At 40.2% G+C, this 23,951-nt stretch carries 23 protein-coding genes; 6 read left to right on the forward strand and 17 right to left on the reverse strand.

Annotation, left to right across the window (positions count from 1 at the left end):
- Positions 1-141 precede the first annotated feature (141 nt).
- Both AAHB15_RS19460 and AAHB15_RS19465 read left to right on the forward strand, forming a co-directional pair.
- Positions 142-1,062: an alpha/beta hydrolase gene (locus tag AAHB15_RS19460; RefSeq protein WP_342043125.1), complete on the forward strand. Its 921-nt coding sequence runs from the start codon at positions 142-144 to the stop codon at positions 1,060-1,062.
- 85 nt (positions 1,063-1,147) lie between these two features.
- Complete coding sequence (locus AAHB15_RS19465) at positions 1,148-1,354, forward strand: CDGSH iron-sulfur domain-containing protein (protein ID WP_098532463.1); 207 nt, start codon at positions 1,148-1,150, stop codon at positions 1,352-1,354.
- A 41-nt stretch (positions 1,355-1,395) separates the two neighbouring features.
- On the opposite strand, the gene AAHB15_RS19470 is transcribed toward AAHB15_RS19465, so the two are convergent.
- Positions 1,396-1,731 (reverse strand): YolD-like family protein, encoded by a 336-nt coding sequence (locus tag AAHB15_RS19470; protein ID WP_335572400.1) that lies wholly within the window; start codon positions 1,729-1,731, stop codon positions 1,396-1,398.
- Between the two features lie 18 nt (positions 1,732-1,749).
- Positions 1,750-3,009: a Y-family DNA polymerase gene (locus AAHB15_RS19475; protein ID WP_144563060.1), complete on the reverse strand. Its 1,260-nt coding sequence runs from the start codon at positions 3,007-3,009 to the stop codon at positions 1,750-1,752.
- 142 nt (positions 3,010-3,151) lie between these two features.
- Here AAHB15_RS19475 and AAHB15_RS19480 point away from each other — a divergent pair, with 142 nt between their 5' ends.
- Entirely contained in the window at positions 3,152-3,343 is a 192-nt protein-coding gene (locus AAHB15_RS19480) for a YqzH family protein (protein ID WP_098532466.1), read from the forward strand.
- 42 nt (positions 3,344-3,385) lie between these two features.
- Here AAHB15_RS19480 and AAHB15_RS19485 read toward each other — a convergent pair whose 3' ends face one another.
- From AAHB15_RS19485 to AAHB15_RS19495, 3 genes are all read right to left on the reverse strand, one after another.
- Entirely contained in the window at positions 3,386-6,568 is a 3,183-nt protein-coding gene (locus AAHB15_RS19485; RefSeq protein WP_335572399.1) for a DEAD/DEAH box helicase, read from the reverse strand.
- A 490-nt stretch (positions 6,569-7,058) separates the two neighbouring features.
- Positions 7,059-7,856 carry an SDR family NAD(P)-dependent oxidoreductase gene (locus tag AAHB15_RS19490; RefSeq protein WP_335572398.1) on the reverse strand — a complete coding sequence of 266 codons (798 nt, stop codon included), beginning with the start codon at positions 7,854-7,856 and terminating at the stop codon, positions 7,059-7,061.
- Between the two features lie 34 nt (positions 7,857-7,890).
- Positions 7,891-8,853 (reverse strand): MBL fold metallo-hydrolase, encoded by a 963-nt coding sequence (locus AAHB15_RS19495; protein ID WP_342043126.1) that lies wholly within the window; start codon positions 8,851-8,853, stop codon positions 7,891-7,893.
- Positions 8,854-9,064: 211 nt separating this feature from the next.
- On the opposite strand from AAHB15_RS19495, the gene proC reads away from it, so the two are divergent.
- Positions 9,065-9,907, forward strand: coding sequence for a pyrroline-5-carboxylate reductase (proC, locus tag AAHB15_RS19500; RefSeq protein ID WP_335572396.1), 843 nt, complete (start codon positions 9,065-9,067; stop codon positions 9,905-9,907).
- A 56-nt stretch (positions 9,908-9,963) separates the two neighbouring features.
- On the opposite strand, the gene rnz is transcribed toward proC, so the two are convergent.
- The gene (gene rnz, locus AAHB15_RS19505) at positions 9,964-10,887 is read right to left on the reverse strand and encodes a ribonuclease Z (protein WP_335572395.1); all 924 of its coding nucleotides are present in this window, start codon (positions 10,885-10,887) and stop codon (positions 9,964-9,966) included.
- Between the two features lie 236 nt (positions 10,888-11,123).
- On the opposite strand from rnz, the gene zwf reads away from it, so the two are divergent.
- Complete coding sequence (gene zwf / locus AAHB15_RS19510; protein WP_335572427.1) at positions 11,124-12,590, forward strand: glucose-6-phosphate dehydrogenase; 1,467 nt, start codon at positions 11,124-11,126, stop codon at positions 12,588-12,590.
- Between the two features lie 48 nt (positions 12,591-12,638).
- Here the strand turns inward: zwf and AAHB15_RS19515 are convergent, their stop codons facing one another.
- The 4 genes from AAHB15_RS19515 to mce form a co-directional block, all read right to left on the reverse strand.
- Positions 12,639-13,916 carry a DNA polymerase IV gene (locus AAHB15_RS19515; protein ID WP_342043127.1) on the reverse strand — a complete coding sequence of 426 codons (1,278 nt, stop codon included), beginning with the start codon at positions 13,914-13,916 and terminating at the stop codon, positions 12,639-12,641.
- An 84-nt stretch (positions 13,917-14,000) separates the two neighbouring features.
- Entirely contained in the window at positions 14,001-15,122 is a 1,122-nt protein-coding gene (locus AAHB15_RS19520) for a tripeptidase T (protein ID WP_342043128.1), read from the reverse strand.
- Between the two features lie 126 nt (positions 15,123-15,248).
- The gene (locus tag AAHB15_RS19525) at positions 15,249-16,799 is read right to left on the reverse strand and encodes an acyl-CoA carboxylase subunit beta (protein WP_335574845.1); all 1,551 of its coding nucleotides are present in this window, start codon (positions 16,797-16,799) and stop codon (positions 15,249-15,251) included.
- Entirely contained in the window at positions 16,799-17,212 is a 414-nt protein-coding gene (mce, locus tag AAHB15_RS19530) for a methylmalonyl-CoA epimerase (protein ID WP_335574844.1), read from the reverse strand. Before mce ends, AAHB15_RS19525 begins: the two co-directional genes overlap by 1 nt.
- A 327-nt stretch (positions 17,213-17,539) precedes the next feature.
- Between mce and prli42 the strand changes: the two genes are divergently transcribed.
- Entirely contained in the window at positions 17,540-17,638 is a 99-nt protein-coding gene (gene prli42, locus AAHB15_RS19535) for a stressosome-associated protein Prli42 (RefSeq protein WP_176541180.1), read from the forward strand.
- Positions 17,639-17,680: 42 nt separating this feature from the next.
- Here prli42 and AAHB15_RS19540 read toward each other — a convergent pair whose 3' ends face one another.
- From AAHB15_RS19540 to AAHB15_RS19570, 7 genes are all read right to left on the reverse strand, one after another.
- Entirely contained in the window at positions 17,681-18,166 is a 486-nt protein-coding gene (locus AAHB15_RS19540) for a L,D-transpeptidase (protein WP_335574847.1), read from the reverse strand.
- 49 nt (positions 18,167-18,215) lie between these two features.
- Positions 18,216-19,205: an aromatic acid exporter family protein gene (locus tag AAHB15_RS19545; protein ID WP_335574843.1), complete on the reverse strand. Its 990-nt coding sequence runs from the start codon at positions 19,203-19,205 to the stop codon at positions 18,216-18,218.
- A gap of 494 nt (positions 19,206-19,699) precedes the next feature.
- On the reverse strand, positions 19,700-20,422 hold the full coding sequence (locus tag AAHB15_RS19550; RefSeq protein ID WP_098530097.1) for an amino acid ABC transporter ATP-binding protein: 723 nt from the start codon (positions 20,420-20,422) through the stop codon (positions 19,700-19,702).
- Positions 20,415-21,074, reverse strand: coding sequence for an amino acid ABC transporter permease (locus tag AAHB15_RS19555; RefSeq protein ID WP_098530096.1), 660 nt, complete (start codon positions 21,072-21,074; stop codon positions 20,415-20,417). The genes AAHB15_RS19550 and AAHB15_RS19555 overlap by 8 nt, the downstream gene beginning before the upstream one ends.
- A 69-nt stretch (positions 21,075-21,143) precedes the next feature.
- Positions 21,144-21,920 (reverse strand): transporter substrate-binding domain-containing protein, encoded by a 777-nt coding sequence (locus AAHB15_RS19560; RefSeq protein ID WP_335572978.1) that lies wholly within the window; start codon positions 21,918-21,920, stop codon positions 21,144-21,146.
- A gap of 207 nt (positions 21,921-22,127) precedes the next feature.
- Positions 22,128-23,285 (reverse strand): M20 family metallopeptidase, encoded by a 1,158-nt coding sequence (locus tag AAHB15_RS19565; protein WP_335572977.1) that lies wholly within the window; start codon positions 23,283-23,285, stop codon positions 22,128-22,130.
- 125 nt (positions 23,286-23,410) lie between these two features.
- Entirely contained in the window at positions 23,411-23,848 is a 438-nt protein-coding gene (locus tag AAHB15_RS19570) for a BrxA/BrxB family bacilliredoxin (RefSeq protein WP_335572976.1), read from the reverse strand.
- Positions 23,849-23,951 lie beyond the last annotated feature (103 nt).

Genomic DNA, 23,951 nt, shown 5'->3' on the forward strand with positions numbered 1-23,951 from the left:
TGAACCCCTAATTTAATACCTAAAGCCGCGTTTTGGTGTCAGCGGCTTTTTCTATGTTAAAATTAAATCTGTTAATTTATGGGCACTGTATAGTTGTTTTACATATTTTAATACTAACTTTATTCCTGTGGGAGGTGCCATATGAAAAAGGCATTCCGGGCTTTGTTTGTTTTGTTGTTTTTCTGGGTATCTCTCGGTTTGTATTTTACAAACCGTCTGATGTATATGAAAAAGAAGGACGAGGAATTAATTTTAAGGCGGGAAAAGGAAGCTGGCAGATATAATCCAGAAGAATTTGAGTCACTTCCAAAGCGTGATGTCGACATTTCCTCTCCATTTGGATATACCATTAAAGCTCTGCTTGTTGAACCGCACGATACGAATCGTTATGTGATTATTTCCCATGGTGTAACGGAGACCAAAATTAACTCGATTAAATATGCAAACCTTTTCTTAGAGCGCGGCTTTAACACCTTAATATACGACCACCGCCGCCACGGAGAATCGGGTGGAAAAACAACTAGTTTTGGCCACTATGAAAAGTTCGATTTAAAAACCGTTGTTGATTGGCTAAAAACGGAGATAGGCCCTCGCCTTGAACTTGGGATTCACGGTGAATCCATGGGTGCGGCAACAATGCTTTTGTATGCCGGACTATTAGAGGACGGGGCCGATTTTTACATTGCGGATTGTCCATTTTCTGATTTCAAGGATCAGCTTGCCTATCTTATTAAAAAAGACTTTAAAATCATCCCGGGCCTCTTACTGCCAATTGGGGATGCATTTTTACGCCTGCGCGACAAATATTCGATACGGCATGTTTCTCCGATTGCGGTCATCGAAAATATTAAACACCCCGTATTGTTTATCCATAGTAAAAAAGATGATTTTATTTTGCCTTCTATGTCAAAGGATTTATTTGAGCAAAAAAAGGGCCCAAAAATGCTTTATATTGCGGAAAATGGACGTCATGCCCAGTCTTTCAATGAAAATCGCGCTGATTATGAACGTGCGATTGATGAATTTTTGCAAAAATATGTGGACCATGCACTTCCAAGCTAAAATTTCTGATTATATTCTGGTTGCTTTTCCTTGTAATTCCATTTATTCTCATTGTTAAGACGAATTTTTATAAGGGGTGCTTAACATGTCAAAGGTCCAAATAAAGGTTAATGATAATGGTTCACTGAGAATTACCGGAGATGTGGAATTACTTGATGGCGAAGGCAATGTTTATTCTACTAAGCCATCCTTTTCTCTCTGCCGCTGTGGTTTGTCTAATAATAAACCATTCTGCGACGGCTCTCACAAAGGAAAGTTTGAATCACAAGTTAGAGTGAATAAGGAAGAATAGATAATTTGGGCGGCTTTCAGCTAAGCCGCTCTTTTTATATGTTACATATCAGTTAACCGAATATCAGCAATATCGGGAATCCGTATCTGGTGCACCTCTTCAAAACGGTCTACCACATGAAGCTTTTGCGTTAATTCATCCCAATAATGAATTTTACCAATTACCATTTCATAGTTTTGATTCCGATAATGAGTAATTGTAACAAACTGGTTAAACTCAATTGCTTCGGACAAGGTTTCGTTCATAAGCTCTAGCTGCTGCTCATCCATTTCCCTTTTCTGCTCGTATCGATCTTCTTTTACCCAATCCCTAAGTAATTTGACGTGTTCAGGAAGCATCATGGACGTCCATTTGATTTTTCCACGGTCACGAATCATAGGTATTTCCTTCTTTCATTACATTTTATGTCCCCCAACCAATGTCGCTCGATGTTTAGCGGTTCCGGCAGCCGTATAGGAAACAGCCCGGAGCAAAGAACCTGACCCAAAACGCCTGCGGATTGAATCAACCACATACCCAAGCTCCCGCCGCTTAGACGCCCCCATGTCAAACAAATCAAGCTGCAGTTCCCGGTCGTCGACAATATTTCCAATCGCGATTGAAATTTGCCTTACCGTTTTTCCACTATAATGTTCGTTAAATAATTCGAGGCAGACACGGTAAAGCTCCATTGTTACATTTGTTGGCTGTCCGATCGTTCGGGAACGATGAAAGCCGCCGCCAAATTCATCTTGACTATAGCCCACTCCTAGACTAATCGTTCTTCCCGCTTTTCGATGGGTACGTGCTCTTCTGGCGACCTCTTCACATATTTCTAACATGACGGCCTTAATCTCTTCTTCCTGTTTATAATCTCTTAACAAAATTTGACTCTTTCCAAAGCTGATTTGCCCTTCGATAATGGGTGCTCCTAAATCAGATAGGTCTACTCCCCAAGCATGATAATAAAGCTGGTTTCCCATAATCCCGAATTTCTTTTCCAGCTTTTTTAAATCATAACGGGCTAATTGGCCAACGGTGAAAATGCCCATGCTATTTAAAGTTTTTTCAACACGTCTGCCGATTCCCCACATTTCTCGAAGTGGTGACACGTTCCAAAGTTTTGTCTGAACATCCTCATATGTCCATTCCGCCACCCCTTTTTTCTTAGCATCAAGGTCAAGGCAAAGCTTTGCTAATAACATATTAGGTCCAATTCCAATGGCAGATGGCAGCTGGAATTCCCGCTCAATATCCTTTTTTATTTTTTTGGCAATGGTACAGGCATCGCCCCACAAATGAGCGGCACCATCCACTCTAATAAAGCTTTCATCAACACTATAGACGTGGATGGCTTCTTTTGGAACATAGCGGTTAAATACACGGGTAATTTCAGTTGAAATCCGTAAATAAGTGGCCATTTTTGGCTCGACAATTTTAATCTTGGGGTCATCTGGTATTTCAAACAGACGTGAACCCGTCTTAATGCCAAATTCCTTTTTTAAGCGAGGCGAAGCCGCAAGCACGATACTCCCTTGCCGCTTTTTCTCACCCACAACGGCTAAATAACAATTCAAAGGGTCAAGACCTTCCATAACAGCGGAACAGCTTGCATAAAAACTCTTCATGTCCACACATAAAATTTTATTTTTCGGCATTGCGCTGTAATCAATCATGACTTTTCCCTCACAATTTAAATATCGAACGTTTGTTCTTTAGTCTATTCATATTTTAAGCGAATATGCGTTCGTATTCAATGGAAATTTTTTGAGCGGTTTCCAATAGCGAAAAGCGTTATAATGAGGTGAGGTGTCGTTGATGGAGAAAAAATTAGTCGTCAAAATGATAAAAAATTGTTTTAAGCAATATTACGAAACGGATTCCAGCCCGATTAGCGAACAGGATATGGAGCTGTTAACAAAACGGATCCTTCAATTGAAAGAGGGAGAGCCCAAAGCGGATTTATATGAGGTTGTAAATGATGTGGTTTATGAATTTTTAACTAATTAAAATGAAGCCTCTTTAAAAAAGGGGCTTCAAATCATTTGTATATTAAGAAAGGATCTCACGGATATCCTCCTCGGTTAAAAGAGAAGTGTCCTTTTCGTCAGAAGAATGAATAATTTCTTCAATCAGGTGCCGCTTTTTATCCTGGAGTTCACTGATTTTTTCCTCGATTGTCCCACGAGTAACAAGTTTAATCACTTGGACAACATTTTTTTGACCAATGCGATGGGCCCGGTCGGCTGCTTGGTCCTCAACGGCAGGATTCCACCAAATATCATACAGGATGACGGTATCAGCTCCTGTCAAATTAAGGCCTGTCCCGCCGGCTTTCAATGAAATCAAGAAAAAGTCCCGTTCACCTTGGTTAAAGCGGCGGCAGATTTCTACTCTATCTTGAGAGGGAGTTTGACCATCCAGATAGAAAAAAGGCAGTCCCATCATGCTCAAATTTCGTCCGATTAATCCAAGCATTTTAGTAAACTGTGAAAAAATCAGGACCCTGCGCCCGGACATCCTGGACTCTTCCACAATTCTGAGCAGCATATCCAATTTTGCAGAGCTCCCTTTATAACCGTCAACAAACAGGCCTGGATGGCAGCAAATCTGCCGCAAACGGGTTAAACCAGCGAGAATTTTTATCCGATTTTTCCTAATCGTCTCCTTATCAAGATGCTTCAACGTATCCTCCCTTAATTTCGCCAAATAAGCTGCATATAGCTTCTTTTGGTCTGGAAGAAGCTCTGCCATTTCTAGGGATTCGAGCTTTTCAGGAAGCTCAGAAGCTACATCCTCTTTCATCCTCCGCAGCAAAAAGGGGCGCACTCTACGAGCGATCTTCTTCTTGGAAAGATGGCTAAATTCTCTTAATCCCTTAAATAATTCAGGAAAGACAACATGAAAAATAGACCACAATTCTTCTGGTGCATTCTCAACCGGTGTGCCGGTGAGAGCGAAGCGATAGTCAGACCTAAGTCTTTTTGCACTCCTTGCCGTTTGCGTGATCGGGTTTTTAAAGGCCTGTGCCTCATCAAAAAAGATGGTATGAAAGGATTGTTTCTCATACCATTGAATATCCCGCCGCAGCAGTGGATAGGAGGTGATGACTACATCCATTTCCATGGCCTCACCCTGAATCCTGTACCTTTCCCGCTGATTTCCGTCAACAACAATGGCTTGCAGTTCCGGAGCAAATTTCATTATTTCATTTAACCAGTTATAGGATAAAGAGGACGGACAAACGATTAGAACCGGCTGTTTTCGATTCCGAATAGAGATAAGCTCCGATAAAATAAACGTAATACTCTGCAGTGTTTTCCCAAGTCCCATATCATCCGCAAGAATTCCGCCAAAACCATAATGGGCAAGGGTCTTCATCCATCGATAACCGTGTTTTTGATAGTCACGCAGAATAGACTCCAAACTAACCGGCACCTCAAAGCTTAGATTGTTGGGATTTCTTAATGTCTCAAGAAACTGTTGAAAAGATTCCTCCAGCCTTAGCACCTTACTGTCATCCACCGAATCAAACAGCGAGAGTCCCTGCATAATGGAAACCTCAAAGATGTTTTCAATCTCATCCCTCTGGACAGGAAGTTCTTTTAAGAAACGCTGAATTTCTTCAAACTCTCTTGTCTCTAACGAGAGAAGACTGCCGCGCGGCAGACGGTAATATTTACGCTTTTCTTCTAATGCCATTAATACCTCTTTGATTTGCTGCTGAGAAATGCCATCGAGCTCGAATTTAAATTCCAGCCAATTTGTTCGTTCTTTTTTCAAGCTTACCCTGAGAGCTGGGGGGGCGGATCCTCTAAAGATTCGATTTCTTACTGCAGTCGTCGCATAAATTTGTACCTGCTTTTGCAGCTTTGGGACAACATGGTAAAGAAATTCATATTCTAATTCTTCATTGTGTAAAAAATAACCGCTGTCCGTTTTAACAAAGGAGCTTTCCTCCATTACTTCTAAAATTTGCTCTTCCTTTTCTTTATCCCTGATAATCCGAACGCCTGCAAAGACAGTGTTATCTTCCAAAGGATTAATCACGAGATTTTCATAATGAAACTCCAGCCCGGCCAGCAGACGATTTTTTACCCGATCTAAGTATAGTTTCGCTGTCAACGGCGTTTTCATAAACTTTCTAGCAAGGGCAGTTGATAACTGGACATGACCTAATCTTCTCAGACCTGGAACAACCTTTTCGAAAAAGGGCGCTATTTGCTCTTGGTGAATAAAAATTTGGTTCGTTCCTGAGATATCCAGCATCTTTTTAATCTCTTCCAAATGCTGACAATCCTCAGCATTTAAGTTAATTATTTTACCAGCAGACAATACGGAACCATAGGCATTTAAAACAACCATACGCGATAGCCCTTTTACCTTTAACCAATAGCCAGTGGTTTCAGCCTCCAAAAATTCAAACTGTAAGGGCGGCAATTCTTCTGTTATTTGTAAAGGATTAAAAGTAAACCCGTCATGTTCTAACTTTACGAGGGGCGCCCTCGTTAACAAATTTTGCAGCTGCTTCCAAGAAGACGGTGGAATCGGCAGCAGTTCTGCGTTGTTAAAAACGGAAGAATCTGCCCCATCATGGATTAGCTGAATGAGATGCTGAATAACCGAATCTGCCTCTGATTGAAAACAATGCAGGCTCGGATCATACAAAAACACGCTAGAAAGCTTGCATGACTGACCTGATTGGACTCCTTCAAGGAAACTCCTGATATGCTGTACTTTAGTCCGTTCAATAAACAGCTCAACTCCAAGTGAAGGATATCCCATATTATCGATGATAGGTTTAATAATAAACTCCAAATCAAGAACTGCTCTATTTTCAAAATGAAGCTGATGACCGCTCGGTCGTCTTTGTTTGCTTTGAAAAATATTCAGCATACCTTCAGCCAATTCCCCTTGGTTCACCTCAGCAGATCTAACCGGGCTGGTTCCTTTTATTTGAAAATCATGAATGGCTAACAAAACGGCGGCAATATGCTGACAATCCTTTTGAAAAGATGCGAGCTTAGGGCAACTGCATCTAGAAAGAAAATGCTCATCGTTTTCCTTTTCAATCACCACGTAAAAATTCTCTGTTCCGGAGACGGTTGCTTTATACCGCTCAGGTCCATATTGTTCAAACAATACTTTATTAGAGCGAAAAAATGCCTCCCCTCTTTTAAAGGAGACAGCCCCGCACAATTCTTTAATCATTTTTTGATTTATTTTAATACTCAAATCCCTGACTCCTTCCCGAAGACAGTTCAATCTATCTAAGAATTAATTCATTATACCATTTCTAAAAAAGAGAAATAAGAAAAGCGCAAGCGCCTTGGTCAGCCCCGATATAGGGCGACTTGTCGACTGGCCGGCGAAAGCAGGTCAAAGACTAGTCGCCCTTAATGCGTACAGAAAGCGATAGCTTTCTGTAGCCAAGCATAAGACGAGCCGGCCAAAAGGTTGCTTTTTAACCTTTTGGACGGATTGACCTAAATGTGGAGGCGACTGCCCTGGGACTCTAGGCTAAGACGGCCCCTGTAAGAAGGCTCTTTTTGCCTTCTTTAGGGGATGGCTTAGACTTGCGTCCCAAGGAGCCGCAACTGGATATGCTTATGACCTCGAGGGGCTAGGCGCTGGAGCTAGACAATTCTCAAAGTCAAAACTTTTATACTTTCTTATATCATGAAAAAGCTGCCTTCTTTTTCAAAAAGCAGCTTAATACAACTCTCTATTTAGAATTAAGCACTCGTTTTCCAATTCGCTCAAACAGCCGTGGGAATAGAACATAAACAACGCTTCCCATGTTCATCCAACGCGGTAGATTGATTTCCCTTGTTTTAGTCAGCATGCTATCAACTACTTTTTGAGCCACATAGCCAGGCTCCAGCATGAACTTCTGTACATTTTTCACGTAAGTGCCTTGTTTATCAGCAATATTAAAAAAGTTAGTCGCTATCGGTCCCGGATTTACCGATGTCACATGAACATTATAATCATCAAGCTCCATTCTTAGGGCATTTGTATAGCCGAGAACAGCATGCTTTGTAGCCGAATAAACACTCGACTTTGGCGTCGCCAGCTTTCCTGCCTGAGAGGCAATATTAATAATATGGCCAAAGCGGCGTTCCCTCATCTTCGGCAAGACCATGCTGGTACATGCCATTAAGCCAATGACATTAACATTAAACATCCCTTTCATTTCGTCCATCGTGGCTTCATGGGCTTCACGAAACACCCCAAATCCCGCATTATTAACGAGAATATCAATGTTACCTATTTGTTCAAAGATTTGTTCAAAGACCTCTTTAATTTGATCTGTATCTGATACATCAAGCTTGAACACATCCACTCGTATGTGATGGTGTTCCTCTAAGTTTACTTGAAGCTGCTCGAGTTTATCCACACTCCGTGCCAACAGAACAAGATTAGCGCCACTCTCAGCACAAAGCTTGGCAATTTCTGCGCCAATTCCGCCGGAAGCACCTGTAATGACAATATTTTTACCTTTCAATTGTTCCCTCACCATTTTAACACCTCATCAGAGTTACAGCCCTAACTACCTATACCCTTGCTTGATAGAAAACAGGCTTACTAGTACTACTAATAATTTCCTCGATAGATGATAAATAGTCAAGCTGGGCCACACTTTCCGATATCGTTAACATCAATTCACGCTGATAGACCGTTGGAAAAAGACGTTTACAGATTTCAAAGACTGTGAGCGGTTCTTCCTTTAGCCAGCTATACACTGTCATTGCACGTTCATGCTGCCGGGTGAGTCTCTTGTCAATTAGCTCGGCTAATTGAGTGACCTCCTCCCCATGACCTGTATAAACACATTGAATTGGGTAGGATAACAGTTTTTTCATAGAATCATTATGCTGGAGCTGCGGTTTCGGCCTTTCTGTTTCACCAGGCAGAGGGGGCTCTAGTAAGGGATTAGGTGAAATATGAGCTAAAATCAAATCACCAGCAATCAGGATTCCATCCTTTTCTCGAAAGAGCGCAATTTGACTTTGGGCATGGCCTGGTGTTTCTAAAATCCGCCATTCACTAAGTCCGATAGGATTCATTCCCTCGACTAAATGGCCTGTCAACGAGCGGTTACACGAATATTTAAAAGTATTACGCAGCTTAGATAGAAAAGGCAAAAATTCATCAGGTAAACCAAACTCTCTGTATGTTGCTTTAAAAAATTCTTCTTGTAATTGAAAAAAATCTTCGGTTGGATGGATCCATCGTTCATTTAGGGGGTGTCCGAATACCTCCAATGAATCAGAAAAAAATTCAAGCATCCCAACATGATCAGGATGATGATGGGTAAGAACAACTTGCTCAATATCCCTGGGGCTTAAATCTAATTCAGCAAGCTGCTCTTTAAAGGAATTCCAGCACTCATCTGTTTTTACTCCGGCATCCACAAGTGTTAAGCGCTCACCCTTTATCAAATAGACATTAACATCTCCCACTGGAAACGGCGTTGGCAATGTGATCTTCGCAATTCCATCTTTCCATTCTGTCATATAAATAAACTCCTTATTTTGGTTAAAAAATATATTTTAAAATAATGAACATTATGTGTCATTTAGTTTATTAATTAAATTTTAGCCATTTTTTTACTTAATGTCACTTTTAAAGAACCTTTATTGGAAAAAATGAAAAATTCTTATAATTAACCTTGACAAACAGGCTGTCTTCAAGCATAATCACTTCATTTCAATAGGAGGAGTAACAATGAAAAAGATTGCGATTATAGGTGCTGGATCCATGGCGGAAGCCCTCATCTCAGGCATCATTGAGAATGAACTAATTGATAAGAAACACATTTGGGTGACAAATCATGGCAATAAAAATAGATTGCAGCTCCTTGAGGAACGATATGGCATCTCTAGTACGTATGAGTTGAACACTCTTTTTGAAGGCGCAGATATCGTTATGCTTGCGATGAAGCCAAAGGATGCTGATAGCGCGGTTGACAAGATTCGCGAATATTTAACAGAGGACATGCTTATTGTTTCGGTTTTAGCAGGTGTATCAATGAGTACAATTGAAACACTAGCAAGAAAACCACTTTCAATAGCCCGGTCGATGCCTAACACATCGGCAGCAGTTGGAAAATCAGCTACTGCTATTGCCGTAAATGAACGGGTAACGAATGAGCAGTTAGAAACCATTAAGAGTCTTTTTGAAACGGTTGGTTTAGCAAAATTGGTTGAGGAAGAGCAGCTCGATGCTGTGACAGGATTGTCTGGAAGTGGTCCGGCCTATATTTATTATCTTATCGAAGCAATGGAAAATAGCGCAGATGAGATTGGCCTCGATAAGCAAATAGCCCAAGAACTAATCGTTCAAACTCTTATCGGTGCTGCTGAAATGGTGAAGAATTCCTCTAAATCACCTGAACAGCTGAGGCGCGAAGTGACAAGCCCTGGCGGAACAACTGAAGCGGGCATCCATGTTCTAGAGGAATACGGGGTACAGCAAGCATTTATTTCTTGTATAAAGGCTGCTACAGAGCAATCAAAAAAAATGGGAAAAGCATTAAGCTCGGAACTAAATGTAGGAAAATCCCTATAGAAAGGGGATTTTTTTAATATGAAAAGCACTAACCGAATTTTCGGTAGTGCTTTTTATTACTTAGACGGGATATTAAATTCTTTAAAATCCTCGGCAATGTCGGTCTCCGGAAAAACCTCTCGTGCTTCGCCAACAAGTTCGAGCCATGCCTGCCGGTCATACCTGGAGCTTATATGGGTGAGACACAATCGTTTGCAGTCAGCTTGAATAGCAATCTCTGCTGCCTGTCTTGTTGTCGAATGAAAATAGTCAAATGCAAGCTGCTCCTCCCCTTTTGCAAAGGTAGCTTCGTGTACTAAGAAATCAGCATCCTGAGCCAGCCACCGCGAATTTTCACAATAACGGGTGTCACCAAGGATGGTGACGATACGCCCCTTTTGGGAAGGTCCAAGAAACTTGTCCGGTTCAATGACCCTGCCGTCTTCGAGTGTGACCGTTTCACCATTTTTTATTTTTCTAAATATAGGTCCTGGCTGTACCCCCGCTTCCTTCAATTTGTCTGCAAGCAGTGTACCAGGTCTGTCCCTCTCAACAATCCGATAGCCGTAGGAAGGAATTCCGTGGTCTAACCGCCGTGCTTCCACTGTGAATTGCTCATCCTCGAAAATAATACCTTCGGAAATTTCAATTACAGATAATGGGTATTTCAAATACGTTTGACTTAAAGAAAGACTAATCTGAATATATTCTTTAATGCCTTTTGGTCCATAAACGGTAACTTCCGTTTCTCCACCTTGGAATGAGCGGCTAGATAATAACCCCGGAAGCCCATAGATATGATCGCCGTGAAGGTGGGTAATAAATATTTTTTCAATCCGCCGTGGTTTAATGGAGGTATGTAATATTTGGTGCTGTGTTGCTTCGCCAACATCAAATAGCCAGACCGCCCCCCGCTCTTCAAGTAATTTGAGGGCTATGGACGTAACATTTCGTAGTTTTGCCGGCATCCCAGCGCCTGTTCCTAAGAAAAATAAATCCAAATAAAAAGCTCCTCTCTTCTCCATTTTTCGTTATGAATAACTATATCACAAACTCTTTTTTTATGCTTACTTAGGACTAACTTCATTATCCGAAACAAAATATTTTGTTACATGCAATTCAATATATTTGCGAAACCTAAAAAAAACAGATAAATTATATAAAAGCAAAAAAATACATAACTAGGCTATGAGAAAAGAGGTTACAAAACGTGGAACAAAACATGACATCATTAATAATGATATTTGGAGCAACTGGAGATTTGGCCAAACGAAAATTATTCCCTTCACTTTACCGATTGTTTTCACGGAATAAGCTAGACAAATTTGCCGTGATTGGTGTTGCTAGAAGATCACTGTCCAATGACGAATTTCAGCAATCCGTTAGGGAATCGGTGATTTCGGCATTAGGGAACAAAGAGAACTTGGATGAGTTTGCTTCCCATTTTTACTACCAATCACATGATGTTGCAGACTCAAATTCATACGTATCATTAAAAAAGTTTGCAGATCAAATTGATGAGACTTATGACCTTGAGGGGAATCGAATCTTTTACTTGGCGATGGCTCCGGAATTCTTTGGTCCAATTGCCTTGCATTTAAAATCAGATGGGCTGACAGATGTAAAAGGTTATAAGCGCCTTGTGATCGAAAAACCATTTGGGCATGACTTAGAATCAGCCAAAACGTTAAATAAACAAATCAGAAGCGCCTTTTCCGAAAAAGAGGTCTACCGAATTGACCATTATTTAGGAAAAGAAATGGTACGGAACATAGAGGTAATTCGTTTTGCCAACGCTATTTTCGAACCGCTTTGGAATAACCGATATATTTCGAATATTCAAATTACGTCAAGTGAGACACTTGGGGTCGAAGAGCGCGGACGTTATTATGAAACAAGTGGTGCTCTTCGGGATATGCTGCAAAATCATATGATGCAAATGGTGGCATTGCTTGCAATGGAACCGCCAATCAGTCTTACCACCGACGAAGTAAGGTCTGAAAAGGTTAGAGTGTTTAGATCCCTAAGAACCGTCGAGGGTGAAGAAGTAAAGCAATATTTTGTCCGCGGCCAGTATGGTGAAGGAACCATTGATGATGTTAAAGTTCCTAAATACCGTGATGAAACAATGGTTGATAAAGAATCCAATACCGAAACCTTTGTAGCTGGAAAGATTATGATTGATAACTTCCGTTGGGCGGGTGTACCATTTTATATCCGTACGGGTAAAAGGATGGCTGCTAAATCAACGAAAATTGTTGTACAATTTAAAGACATCCCGATGAATTTATATTATCAACCTGAAAAAATGTTGAATCCGAATCTCCTAGTTATCCACATTCAGCCGGAAGAAGGTATCACGCTGCATCTAAATGCTAAAAAAGCGGGTGGACATCTTGATGCCCAAGAAGTAAAATTAAGCTTTGCCAATACGGGCATTCATGCGATGAATACTCCGGAAGGATATGAGAAACTCTTATACGATTGTATGAGAGGGGATGCCACCAATTTCACACATTGGGATGAAGTAGCATACTCTTGGGCTTTTGTAGATAAGATTTCAGCTGATTGGGAAAAAACGAAAGCAGAATTTCCTAATTATGAATCCGGAACGATGGGTCCTAAGGCAGCAGATGAACTACTCGAAAAAGACGGCTTCTTCTGGTGGCCTGTTACTGATTTAGAGGTTGATATTTGTAAATAATGCAAGATACGAAAAAAGCTCCCTTTGTTATGAGCAAAGTGGAGCTTTTTAGTGTTTGTCCTTCTTTTTTTCGGGAAACGAACGTAAAAAATCCTTATTAAAGCTGGTCCCCGTTCCAATATTTTCAGCTTGTTCATTATTATTGGAACCGGCACTTTCAATAATATTTTTTCCGTATTTTTCACGCAGGCTGGAAAGGGTTTTTAAGAGCGGCTCTTTCTTGGCATCTTTTTCAAAAGAAAATAAATCCAACTGTTTATAGGCATGATCCTGTTCCACCAGGTCATTCCCAGTTATCCCCAACAAACGGACAGGGTCGCCATTCCAAGCTTTTAAAAACAGCTGCTTCGCAATCGTGGAAATATCATTCTGATGATTAATCGGGTTAAGGAGTTTCATACTTTTGCTAATTGTCTTCCGGTCTTTATAACGGATCGTAATTGCCAAAGCCGATGCCATAACTGTTTTGCGCCTTAATCTCGTCGAAACAGTCTCCGACAATCCCTCAAGCACCTGGAACAGTTCTTGTTGATTGCTAATATCTCTAGGCAGTGTCGTGGAGTTTCCGATACTTTTAAATTCTGATACTGATTCAGGATCAACAAGTCGAAAGTCAATTCCATTAGCCCTTTCTTTTATCCGTAACCCATTAATTCCGAGCAGTGATTTTAGTTGGATTTCATTTCCTTTAGCTAGGTCTCCAATCGTATGGATTCCAATTGTTTGTAATTTTTCAGCAGTCTTTTTACCAACCCCATGCATTTCATTCGTATTCAAGGGCCACAGTACTGTAGGAATATCACGTTTCCGCATGATAGTTATTCCAAGCGGTTTTTTCATATCAGAAGCGGTTTTTGCTAAAAATTTATTCGGGGCAATCCCGATACTGCACGGTAAATCCAGTTGCTTTAAGATTCTTTTTTGGATACTTTCAGCAATTTCAATTGGACTTCCTAATGAAAAACTTTCGGTAATATCCATGTAACCTTCATCAATCGAGACAGGTTCTACAAGCTCCGTATATTGTCTAAGTATTTCAAACATGGCGGTCGATGCAGCCCGGTATCGTTCGAAATTCGGTTTCATCACCACTAGTTGCGGGCAAAGCTTTTTCGCTTCCCAAAGCGGCATGGTTGTTTTTACACCAAACTTCCTCGCTTCGTAGCTGCAGGTGACAATAATTCCTCTTCGCTCCTCAACGTTTCCCGCAATGGCAAGCGGTTTTCCCTTCAGTTCAGGATCATAAGCCATTTCAACAGAAGCGTAAAAGCTATTCATATCTACATGTAAAATAACTCGTCCGTTTTTCGGATACATTTCCTTCATGACGAACACACCCTTAAAACATTTGTTCTATTTTTTTATTATACCAAAAAAGGAGGCCGGTTGGCTCTCCTTCTGTTAGCTAGATTATTGATTCGTCACTTCGTCGATAATGGCAATAGTCATTTCAGCAAGCTTATATAATTCTTCAACCGACATACGCTCATTTGTTGTGTGAATTTCCTCATAACCAACAGCCAGGTTTACGGTTGGAATATTAAAGCCATTAAATACATTAGCATCACTACCCCCGCCGCTATGTTGAAGTTCACAGCTGCGGCCAATCTTTGCTGCCGCCTTGCGTGCGATTTCCACCACTTGGTCACCTTCGCCAAATTTGAAACCTGGATACATGACTTCGACATCGACTTCTGCCCTGCCGCCCATTTCCTCTGCAACGGTTTCAAATGCTTCCTTCATTTTGTTGACTTGGGCCTGCATCTTTTCAGGGATAAGCGAACGAGCTTCCGCTAAAATATCCACACGGTCGGCAACGATATTTGTAGCTTGACCACCTTCAAAACGGCCAATATTGGCAGTGGTTTCATGGTCGATTCTTCCTAATGGCATCCTCGCAATTGATTTCGCAGCTATCGTAATCGCAGAAACTCCTTTTTCAGGAGCTACACCGGCATGAGCAGTTTTTCCGTAGACGACCGCTTTTACTTTTGCTTGTGTAGGAGCTGCTACAACTACGTTTCCGACCAAGCCATCGCTGTCAAGGGCATAGCCATATTTTGCTTTTATTAATGATGGATCCATTGCTTTTGCACCATGTAAGCCCGACTCTTCACCGACAGAGATGACAAATTGAATTAAACCATGTGGAATATTTTGTTCTTTTAGCAGACGGACCGTTTCAAGCATCACAGCTATACCCGTTTTATCATCAGCACCAAGAATCGTCGTACCATCTGTAACAACATAGCCGTCCTTTATGGAAGGTTTAACTCCCTTTGCAGGTGTAACGGTATCCATATGACAGGAGAAATAAATAGGGTCTACTCCTTCTTTCACAGCAGGCAGTGTACAAATCAAGTTACCTGCTCCATGCCCCGTAATAGCCGTTGTATCATCCTCAAAAACATCGAGACCTAATTCAGTAAACTTTTCCTTTAACACTTTCGCAATTTCAGTCTCAAATTTTGTTTCTGAATCAATTTGGACAAGTTCCAAAAATTCATTCAAAAGACGTTCCTGATTAACCATTTATGACCCTCCAATTATGTACTCAATAAATCTAGCTGGAGCCCCTGGTCAAGGAGCTTCCGCTATTCTTATATCAGTATACCTCTTTATTTGTTATATCATCAAATGAAAGAGATAAGTGTTAATTTAGAGCGGGATATTACCATGCTTTTTGGCTGGCCGGGACTCTTGTTTTGTTTTTAGCATTTCCAATGCTTGAATAATTTTTATTCTGGTATCTCGGGGATCAATCACATCATCGACCATACCTCTGCTTGCGGCGACATAGGGGTTCGCAAATTTTTGACGGTACTCTTCAATTTTTTGCTGCCTTGTTAGCTCAGGATTTTTACTACTGCTAATTTCTTTTGCGAATATAATATTAGCTGCCCCTTGTGGACCCATTACGGCGATTTCGGCATTTGGCCAAGCAAATACTAGGTCTGCACCAATTGATTTACTATTTAACGCCACATATGCACCGCCATAGGCTTTTCTTAAAATAACTGTCAATTTTGGTACAGTTGCTTCGGAGTAGGCGAATAAAATTTTGGCCCCATGGCGAATGATTCCGCCGTGTTCCTGTTTTACCCCGGGGAAGAAACCGGTTACATCCTCGAATGTAATTATGGGGATATTAAAAGAATCACAGGTCCTAATAAACCTTGCCGCTTTATCGGATGAATCAATATCCAGGCCCCCCGCCATTACTTTTGGCTGATTGCAGACAAGTCCGACTGTTTCACCTTTAATACGTGCAAATCCAACAACAATATTTTTTGCAAAGTTTTGATGAATCTCCATAAAAGAGCCCCCATCAACTACTTGCTCTATCACCTTTCTAACATCATAAGGGCGGACGGCATCAAATGGCACAACATCCATTAAATCAGGACGGTAATCGTTCTCTTCCTCCACTTCTAGCACAGGCGGCTTTTCTCCATTATTCTGTGGAAGATAGCTCAAGACTCTGCGTACATTTTCCAAGACCTCTGCTTCTGTAGCGGCTTGAAAATGGGCGTTTCCACTAATAGAATTATGAACATTTGCCCCCCCGAGGTCTTCTGGGGAAATCTTTTCTCCCGTTACTGTTTCAATTACCTTTGGACCTGTAATAAACATTTGACTTGTTTTCTCAACCATAAAGACAAAATCAGTAATCGCTGGTGAATAGACAGCACCACCTGCGCAAGGTCCCATGATGACAGAAATTTGTGGAATCACCCCTGAGTATATGGCATTCCGATAAAAAATATGTCCATACCCATCAAGTGATACAACACCTTCTTGTATGCGCGCCCCGCCGGAATCATTTAAGCCCACAAAGGGTGTACCGTTTTTAGCTGCTAAATCCATAACTGCAGCAATTTTTTTGGCATGCATTTCCCCTAATGCACCGCCGAAAACAGTGAAGTCCTGTGAGAATAAATAGATCGGTCTGCCATTTACTTTTCCAAAGCCTGTCACAACCCCATCGCCTGGACCTTTTTGTTCATCCAAGCCAAAGTCGTTGGTTCGGTGTTCAATAAAAGGATTTAATTCGATGAAACTGCCTTTATCAACTAGCAGGTCGATTCTTTCGCGCGCTGTCAATTTCCCTTTTTCATGCTGCTTATCAATTCTTTCATCCCCGCCGCCAAGCTCTACTTCCCTGCGTTTATCATACAATTCATTGATTTTTTCATAAATGTCTATCATTACCCCTTCATCCCCTTTTTCTCGCAAAGCTCAAATAGTACACCAGCGGTGGATTTTGGGTGCATAAAAGCAATTTGTGCCCCTCTAGCCCCCAGTCTCGGCTGGTCATCAATCATCTTGATCCCATGTTCTTTTATATCAGCTATTCTTTCTTCAATGGACGTCACACCAAGAGCTATATGGTGAATTCCTTCACCACGTTTGGCAATAAATGCTGCAACCGGGCTTTCCTCTGTGGTTGGCTCTAGAAGCTCTATTTTGGTTTCACCTGCTTTTAGAAAAGCCACTTTGACTTTTTGGCTGTCAACCTCCTCGATCCCTAACAACGAAAGCTTTAGCACATCCGTATAAAATGGCAGCGTTTGCTCAAGAGACTTTACAGCAATTCCAATATGGTCGACTTTTTTAATCATGTTTTCCCCTCTGTTCCAAAATTAAAATAAATCAGACAATTACTTTATTCGTTACATATTTCATAAATCCTTCCTATTTTGCTTAGTAGTTCCGTTGTTCATTTGGGCTTTTCCTAGTAAAATAAGAATAAAGCTTATGAAAGTAAGAAAAGCGCAAGCGCCTTGGTCAGCCCCGACAAGCATAAGACGAGCCGGCCGAAAGGTTGCTTTTTAACCTTTTGGCCGGATTGGCTGTAGTCCATCGAGGGGCTAGGCGCTGGAGCCAGACAATTCTCAAAGTCAAAAACTTTTATACTTTCTTATCTCATAAAGAAGGAGGTTCTTAAATTGTCTAAAAAGAAAACAAGAAAAATTATCGTCTATCTAATGCTTTTTGCCATGTTGGCCTCAACCCTCCTATTAGGTATTGCAAGTTATTTATCCTAATAAAATAAGAAGGGACTGTTCGAATTTGAACAGTCCCTTCTCTTATTTTATTGCTCCATTTTCTTTTGCTAAAACTTCAAATGATTTATTTGAGGAAGTAACCAATATTTTTGTTCCAAGCGGGATTAATGGGAAAAGTGAGGATACCACCTCATTTTGGGTGCGGATACAACCTTGGGAGACATATTTACCGATGGAAGCTGGTCGATTGGTTCCATGGATACCATACGTACGGCCGTCTGTTCCTTTTGCATCAAACCCAATCCATCTAGATCCAAGTGGATTTTGGGGATCTCCTCCTAGAATATTTTTCTTACGATAATATGGATTCTTCGCCTTTACTGTAATCGTAAAAAGCCCCTCCGGCGTTAATTCTTGCGTTTTACCGGTGCCAACACTGACAATCGTTTGAACTTTATTATCACTGATAAGCGCTAGTTCATTTTTTGTTTTATTTACAATTAGGAAGGGGTCACCAGGCATAGGATTGGGCCCCAATGGCCAAAGTGGTGAGAGAAAAAAAGTCATGAGGAGAGGCGATAATAGTTTAATCAATCCAACCACCTGCTTTTTTTCCCTAGTTTGCCTCTGCCTTCTTCGTTTCATGCAGTTTTATTTTTTTTACATAAAAAGAGCTTTTGATAATAAGATACTCATTCATTTCATTGACTAATTGCAAGAGTGCTGCCCGAACTTCAAATTCCTCTCTTGTTTTAGGCAGTTCCATTTCTTCAAATTGTTTTTTCATCACTCTTAACTTATCGATATAAATATACGCTGTGTTCCCGGGATGGATATTTTCTGATAATTCCTCAAGAAAAGCTGCCACCATCATTCCCTGCTCCACAGTACTTGTGAGTGAAGTAACAATTGGTAAAACGCGTTCAATAATTTCAAATTGCTTTTCTCTCATTTTAAAATACTGATAATAAAGGTTGTCTTCACGGAGTATACGGTTTTCAAAATCTCTTAACGCAATCATTTTTGCCTCATCAAGCAGCTTGGCACTTTCAGTAATTTCTTTTCCATCCCAACTGCTTTCACCTTTTCTTAAGTAGCTTACCATTTCACATAAGATAATTTTAAAATTCCCCTCAATCTTCACTTGATATTCTCTTAGTTTTTTATCAGCACTCGGCATGTAAAGGTTAATGAGTAGTGCAACACCTATACCAACTGTAATAACTCCTAATTCATTAAAAAATAGCGTCCATGAAATATGGTGAGCCATAAAAATGTGTAAAATAATGACACTGCTGGTTACTACTCCGTCAGGCGCCTTCAACATAACGATTATCGGAATAAAGAAGAGCAGCATTACCCCAATAACAATCGGATGATAACCAATTCCCTCGAAAAAAAGTGCCGAAAAAGGCATTGCTAATACGCATGCTAAAAAACGATCCCACGCAGTACGAAGTGACCTTCTTTTTGTTACTTGGATACATAAAATTGTTAAAATACCTGCCGACGCGAAGTTGTTTAATCCCAGCTGATGTGCAATTAAGATTGAAACAGCTGTTCCTACTGCAGTTTTAATAGTCCGATAACCGATGCGAAATTTCATAAATTATCTCCTAGATTAGAATAAGAAAAGCGCAAGCGCCTTGGTCAGCCCCGATATAGGGCGACTTGTCGACTGGCTAGTGAAAGCAGGGTCAAAGACTAGACGCCCTTAATGCGTACAGAAAGCGATAGCTTTCTGTAGCCAAGCACAAGACAAGCCGGCCGAAAGGTTGCCTTTTAACCTTTTGGACGGATTGACCTAAATGTGGAGGCGACTGCCCTGGGACTCTAGACTAAGACGCACCCTGCAAGAAGGCGCTTTTTGCCTTCTTCAGGGGGTGGCTTAGGCTTCGAGTCCCAAGGAGCCGCAACTGGATATGCTTGTGACCTCGAGGGGCTAGGCGCTGGAGCTAGACAATTCTCAAAGTCAAAAACTTTTATACTTTCTTATCTAAAAATAAAAAGATGATCATAAAGACCATCTTTAGCATATCCCTATTAAAACATGTATTTCAAGAAAAATTGCTTTTAAAAGACCGATGTAAGGTTAACTTTTTACAATACTTTCTCTAAAAAGTCCTTTGCTCTGCTTGTACGAGGATCATTAAAAAATTCATTCGGTGAGCCTTCTTCTAATAATTTTCCTTCATCAAGGAAGATTATACGGTCAGAAACCTCACGAGCAAACCCCATTTCATGTGTGACGATAGCCATCGTCATTCCTGATTGGGCTAGGTCCTTCATAACGGTTAATACTTCCTTTACCATTTCTGGGTCAAGAGCTGATGTAGGCTCATCAAATAACATTAACTTTGGTTCCATTGCAAGAGCACGTGCGATCGCTACACGCTGCTTCTGACCACCTGATAGGTTATTTGGATAAGCAGCTTCTTTTTCAGTAAGACCCACTCTAGCAAGCAATTCCCGAGCTTTTGCTTCAGCTGTATCACGGGATTCCCCTTTAACTTTCATGGGGGCGTATGTTAAGTTCTCTAAAACAGTCAGATGCGGGAATAAATAAAAGTGCTGAAAAACCATTCCGATTTGTTCTCGAACTTTCATAATGTTCGTTTTTTTATCGGTAATCTCTTGATTATTAATCCATACTTTTCCTTTCGTCGGTGTCTCTAACAAATTTAAACAACGAAGAAAAGTTGACTTGCCCGAACCTGAAGGTCCAATGATAGAAACTACTTCGCCGCTATCTATACTGGTAGAAATATTTTTTAGGACTTCATTTTCCCCGAATTGTTTATAGAGGTTTTCAACTTTAATCACTGAATTTCATCCTCCTTTCAACCCATTTACCAGCCAGTGTAAGCACCATTACTAAAATCCAATAGATTAATCCAACAAATATAAGTGGTTCAAAATTTCGATAAGTATCAGCTCCCACCACTTGCGCACGGCGCATCAAATCTAAATATCCAATCGTCGATACAAGTGCCGATTCTTTCGTTAGGGTAATAAATTCGTTCATAAGAGCTGGTAAAATATTTTTTAATGCTTGAGGCAATATAAGGTCCTTCATCATAAGACGATAAGGAACTCCCAGCGCTTGGGCCGCTTCAGTTTGACCTTTATCAACTGCTTGAATTCCTGCCCTGATGATTTCTGAAACATAGGCTGATGAATTCAAACCAAATGCTAAAATTGAAGATAAAAATGGTGATATGTCATAACCTGTTAATTGCGGAATCGCAAAATAGATTAGCATTAATTGCAAAATTAATGGTGTACCACGAAAAATAGATGTATAAGCGTCACCAAACCAATTTAAAGCCTTTATACGTGAAATTTTAAATAACGCTAGAATAGTACCAAGGATAAAACCTAAAATAATGGAAATAATAACAAATTTTAATGTAACCCATATTCCTTCTAAAATAAAAGGAATATAAGGCACAATTTGGCTAAAATCCAAATTCATGCCTTACACCTCACTTCAATATTTTCTTTACCTTCATCAAGACGAACTAATGAATTGGGTCTTTACTAATTATTTTTGATCCTTTAACCATTTATCCTTCAATTCTTGAAGTTTTCCGTTCTCTTCAAGTTTTTGAAGTGCTTTATTTACATCACCAACTAAGTTGCTGCCTTTTGGAAAAGCTACAGCCATCCCTGGAGAACTAGATGTTGGATCATCAAAACCAGCCAATCCCTGTTCCTTCATGTATCCTGTTGCGACTGATTTATCTAAGTACGCTACTTGAACACGATCCGTTACTAGTTCTTGAATCAATGTTGTTGAATTATCTAAAGGCTTAAGCGTAAAATCAACTTTTTTCTGAAGAGTTTTAGCTCCTTCTTCCTGAATAGTTCCTAGCTGTACTGCAACGGTTTTTCCTTTTAGATCATCAATTGTTTTAATTGTAGAACCTTTTTTCGTTAAGAACATTTCACCAGAATGGTTATAAGCTGTAGAAAAATCAACATTTTTTTTGCGCTTTTCAGTTGCCGACATACCAGCAAGTACCATATCAACCCGCTTCGCTTGCAATGCACCGATTAGACCATCGAACTTCATATCTTTGATTTCTAGTTTATAACCTAATTCATCTGCAATGGCATTAGCAAGGTCAATATCAAATCCAATAACCTTTCCTGATGGATCTCTTGATTCAAATGGAGCAAAATCAGCTGATGTTGCCATTGTTAATACTTTCTTGTCAGCTGTTTTTTCCCCATTTGCCCCGTCCTTATTACTCTGACCGCAAGCAGACATAACAACTAAAGTAAGAATTAATGTTAAAAATAAAATAGTTCTTTTCATAGTGGAACCCCCTGTGTTATATAAATATTTGGTTATTTAAGATTGGATTTTTATTCAACAAAATGAATAATAACACACCCTGATTATTTTGAAAAGATGTTTTTCTAATATAAAAATATTCAAAAAATTTGGTATGCGAATATTATTTTATCCACCAAAAAAGCACCTCTCAAAGAAGAGGCACTTCAGAGGTCAGGTTTCCATTATCTATGCCTGACGAAATTCATTTTTCATTTTTTCAAGTACTTCTTTATTTGTGATTAAATCATATCCCGTAAGCGCAAGGGCCAAAGCACCTCTAGCTAGAATTTTGTGAGAGTTGTCAGTGATTGTTAGGTCGGCAAATTCTCTCGTATGTGCAATCAGCCCAGGCGAATCAAGACCAATATAAGGATGAATGGCTGGAACGACGTGACTAACATTTCCCATATCAATGGAACCATAAGATTCCTTCGCTTTCTCCACTTGCTTAACACCCGTTGTTAATAGATTGCTTGTAAATAATTGGGATAAGGTTTGATTCGTAACCATATTGTCATAGCTTAGCTCATAGTTTTCAATGTGAACATCTGCACCTGTCATTGACGATGCACCTTCTGCAATACTAATTACCTTTTGAACAACCTCGTTTAGGTAGTTTCGGTCTTTTGCTCGAACATAAAATTGAGCTATTGCTTTGTCTGGAACAATGTTGGCAGCTACACCGCCTTCTTTAATAATCCCATGGATTCTAACATCTGAAGTAACGTGTTGACGCAGAGCATTGATCCCGTTAAATAATTGAATAACGGCATCCAATGCATTAATTCCCTTTTCTGGCGATGCCGCTGCATGACTCGTTCTGCCACGGAAGTCAAATTGAATAGCGTCCATTGCTAACGAATCACCACTCTCATAGGATTCATCTGCAGGGTGTAAAATCATCGCTGCATCAATGTCGTCAAATACTCCTTGTTTAGCCATCGGTACTTTAGCGCCATTTGTTTCTTCTGCAGGTGTACCTAATACGATCACACGGCCGCCAATTTCATCCACGACTTTACTTAAGAGAACTCCTGCACCAGCACTCATAGTTCCAATCATATTATGACCGCACCCATGTCCAACCTCCGGCAAGGCATCATATTCAGACAAATAGGCAATAGTAGGTCCCTCTTTCTTACTATCATAAACTGCTTTAAAGGCAGTAGGACGGCCAACGATACCTGTTTCGACTGAAAATTGATGTTGCTCAAGGAATTCCACTAAAAGTTTCATAGATTCAAATTCTTCATCACCCAGCTCTGGTTGATAATACAAGATATCATTAATCTCCCATAATCTGTTTTGTATAGCTTCTAATTTATTTTTCAATAATTCCTTCATATGAAAACACCTCGGATTTTATGATTAAATTTACAAAACAATTAATAAATATACACTAAAAATTGTATTTAGACAATAAAAAAAGATCAAATCATTTCACGATTTGACCTTAATTTATTTACTCCTTATACTTCTTCACAATACTGATCAAATTCACTTTGAAGCTTTGCTACTACTGTTGCAGGATCAAAGCCCTCAATTTGATGTCTTTCAATCATAGTCAGTATCTTACCGTCTTTTAACAATGCAAAAGATGGAGAGGAAGGTGGATAACCTGTGAAATAGCTTCTAGCTGTTTCGGTTGCCTCCTTATCCTGCCCAGCAAATACTGTAACCAGATGGTCAGGGCGTTTATCATTATGAAGCGCATGTGCTGCTGCTGGGCGTGCAATGCCTCCTGCACATCCGCACACTGAATTAATCATCACTAATGTGGTTCCTTTTTGAGCAAAGGCATCCTCTACTTCTGCAGGTGTTTTAAGTTCTTTATACCCAGCAGACGCAATTTCTTGACGTGCCTGGTTAACTACATCATTCATGAAAAAGTTAAAATTCATACTCATCAAAACACACTCCTTATATTCCGTATATAACTATATAATAACAGTTAAAATGTGTTTTCTCCAAATGAAATGAAATCTGCTGAGCCAAAGCGTCTCCACGATT

Source organism: Bacillus sp. OTU2372 (assembly GCF_038440275.1).
GTDB lineage: Bacteria > Bacillota > Bacilli > Bacillales > Cytobacillaceae > Neobacillus > Neobacillus bataviensis_B.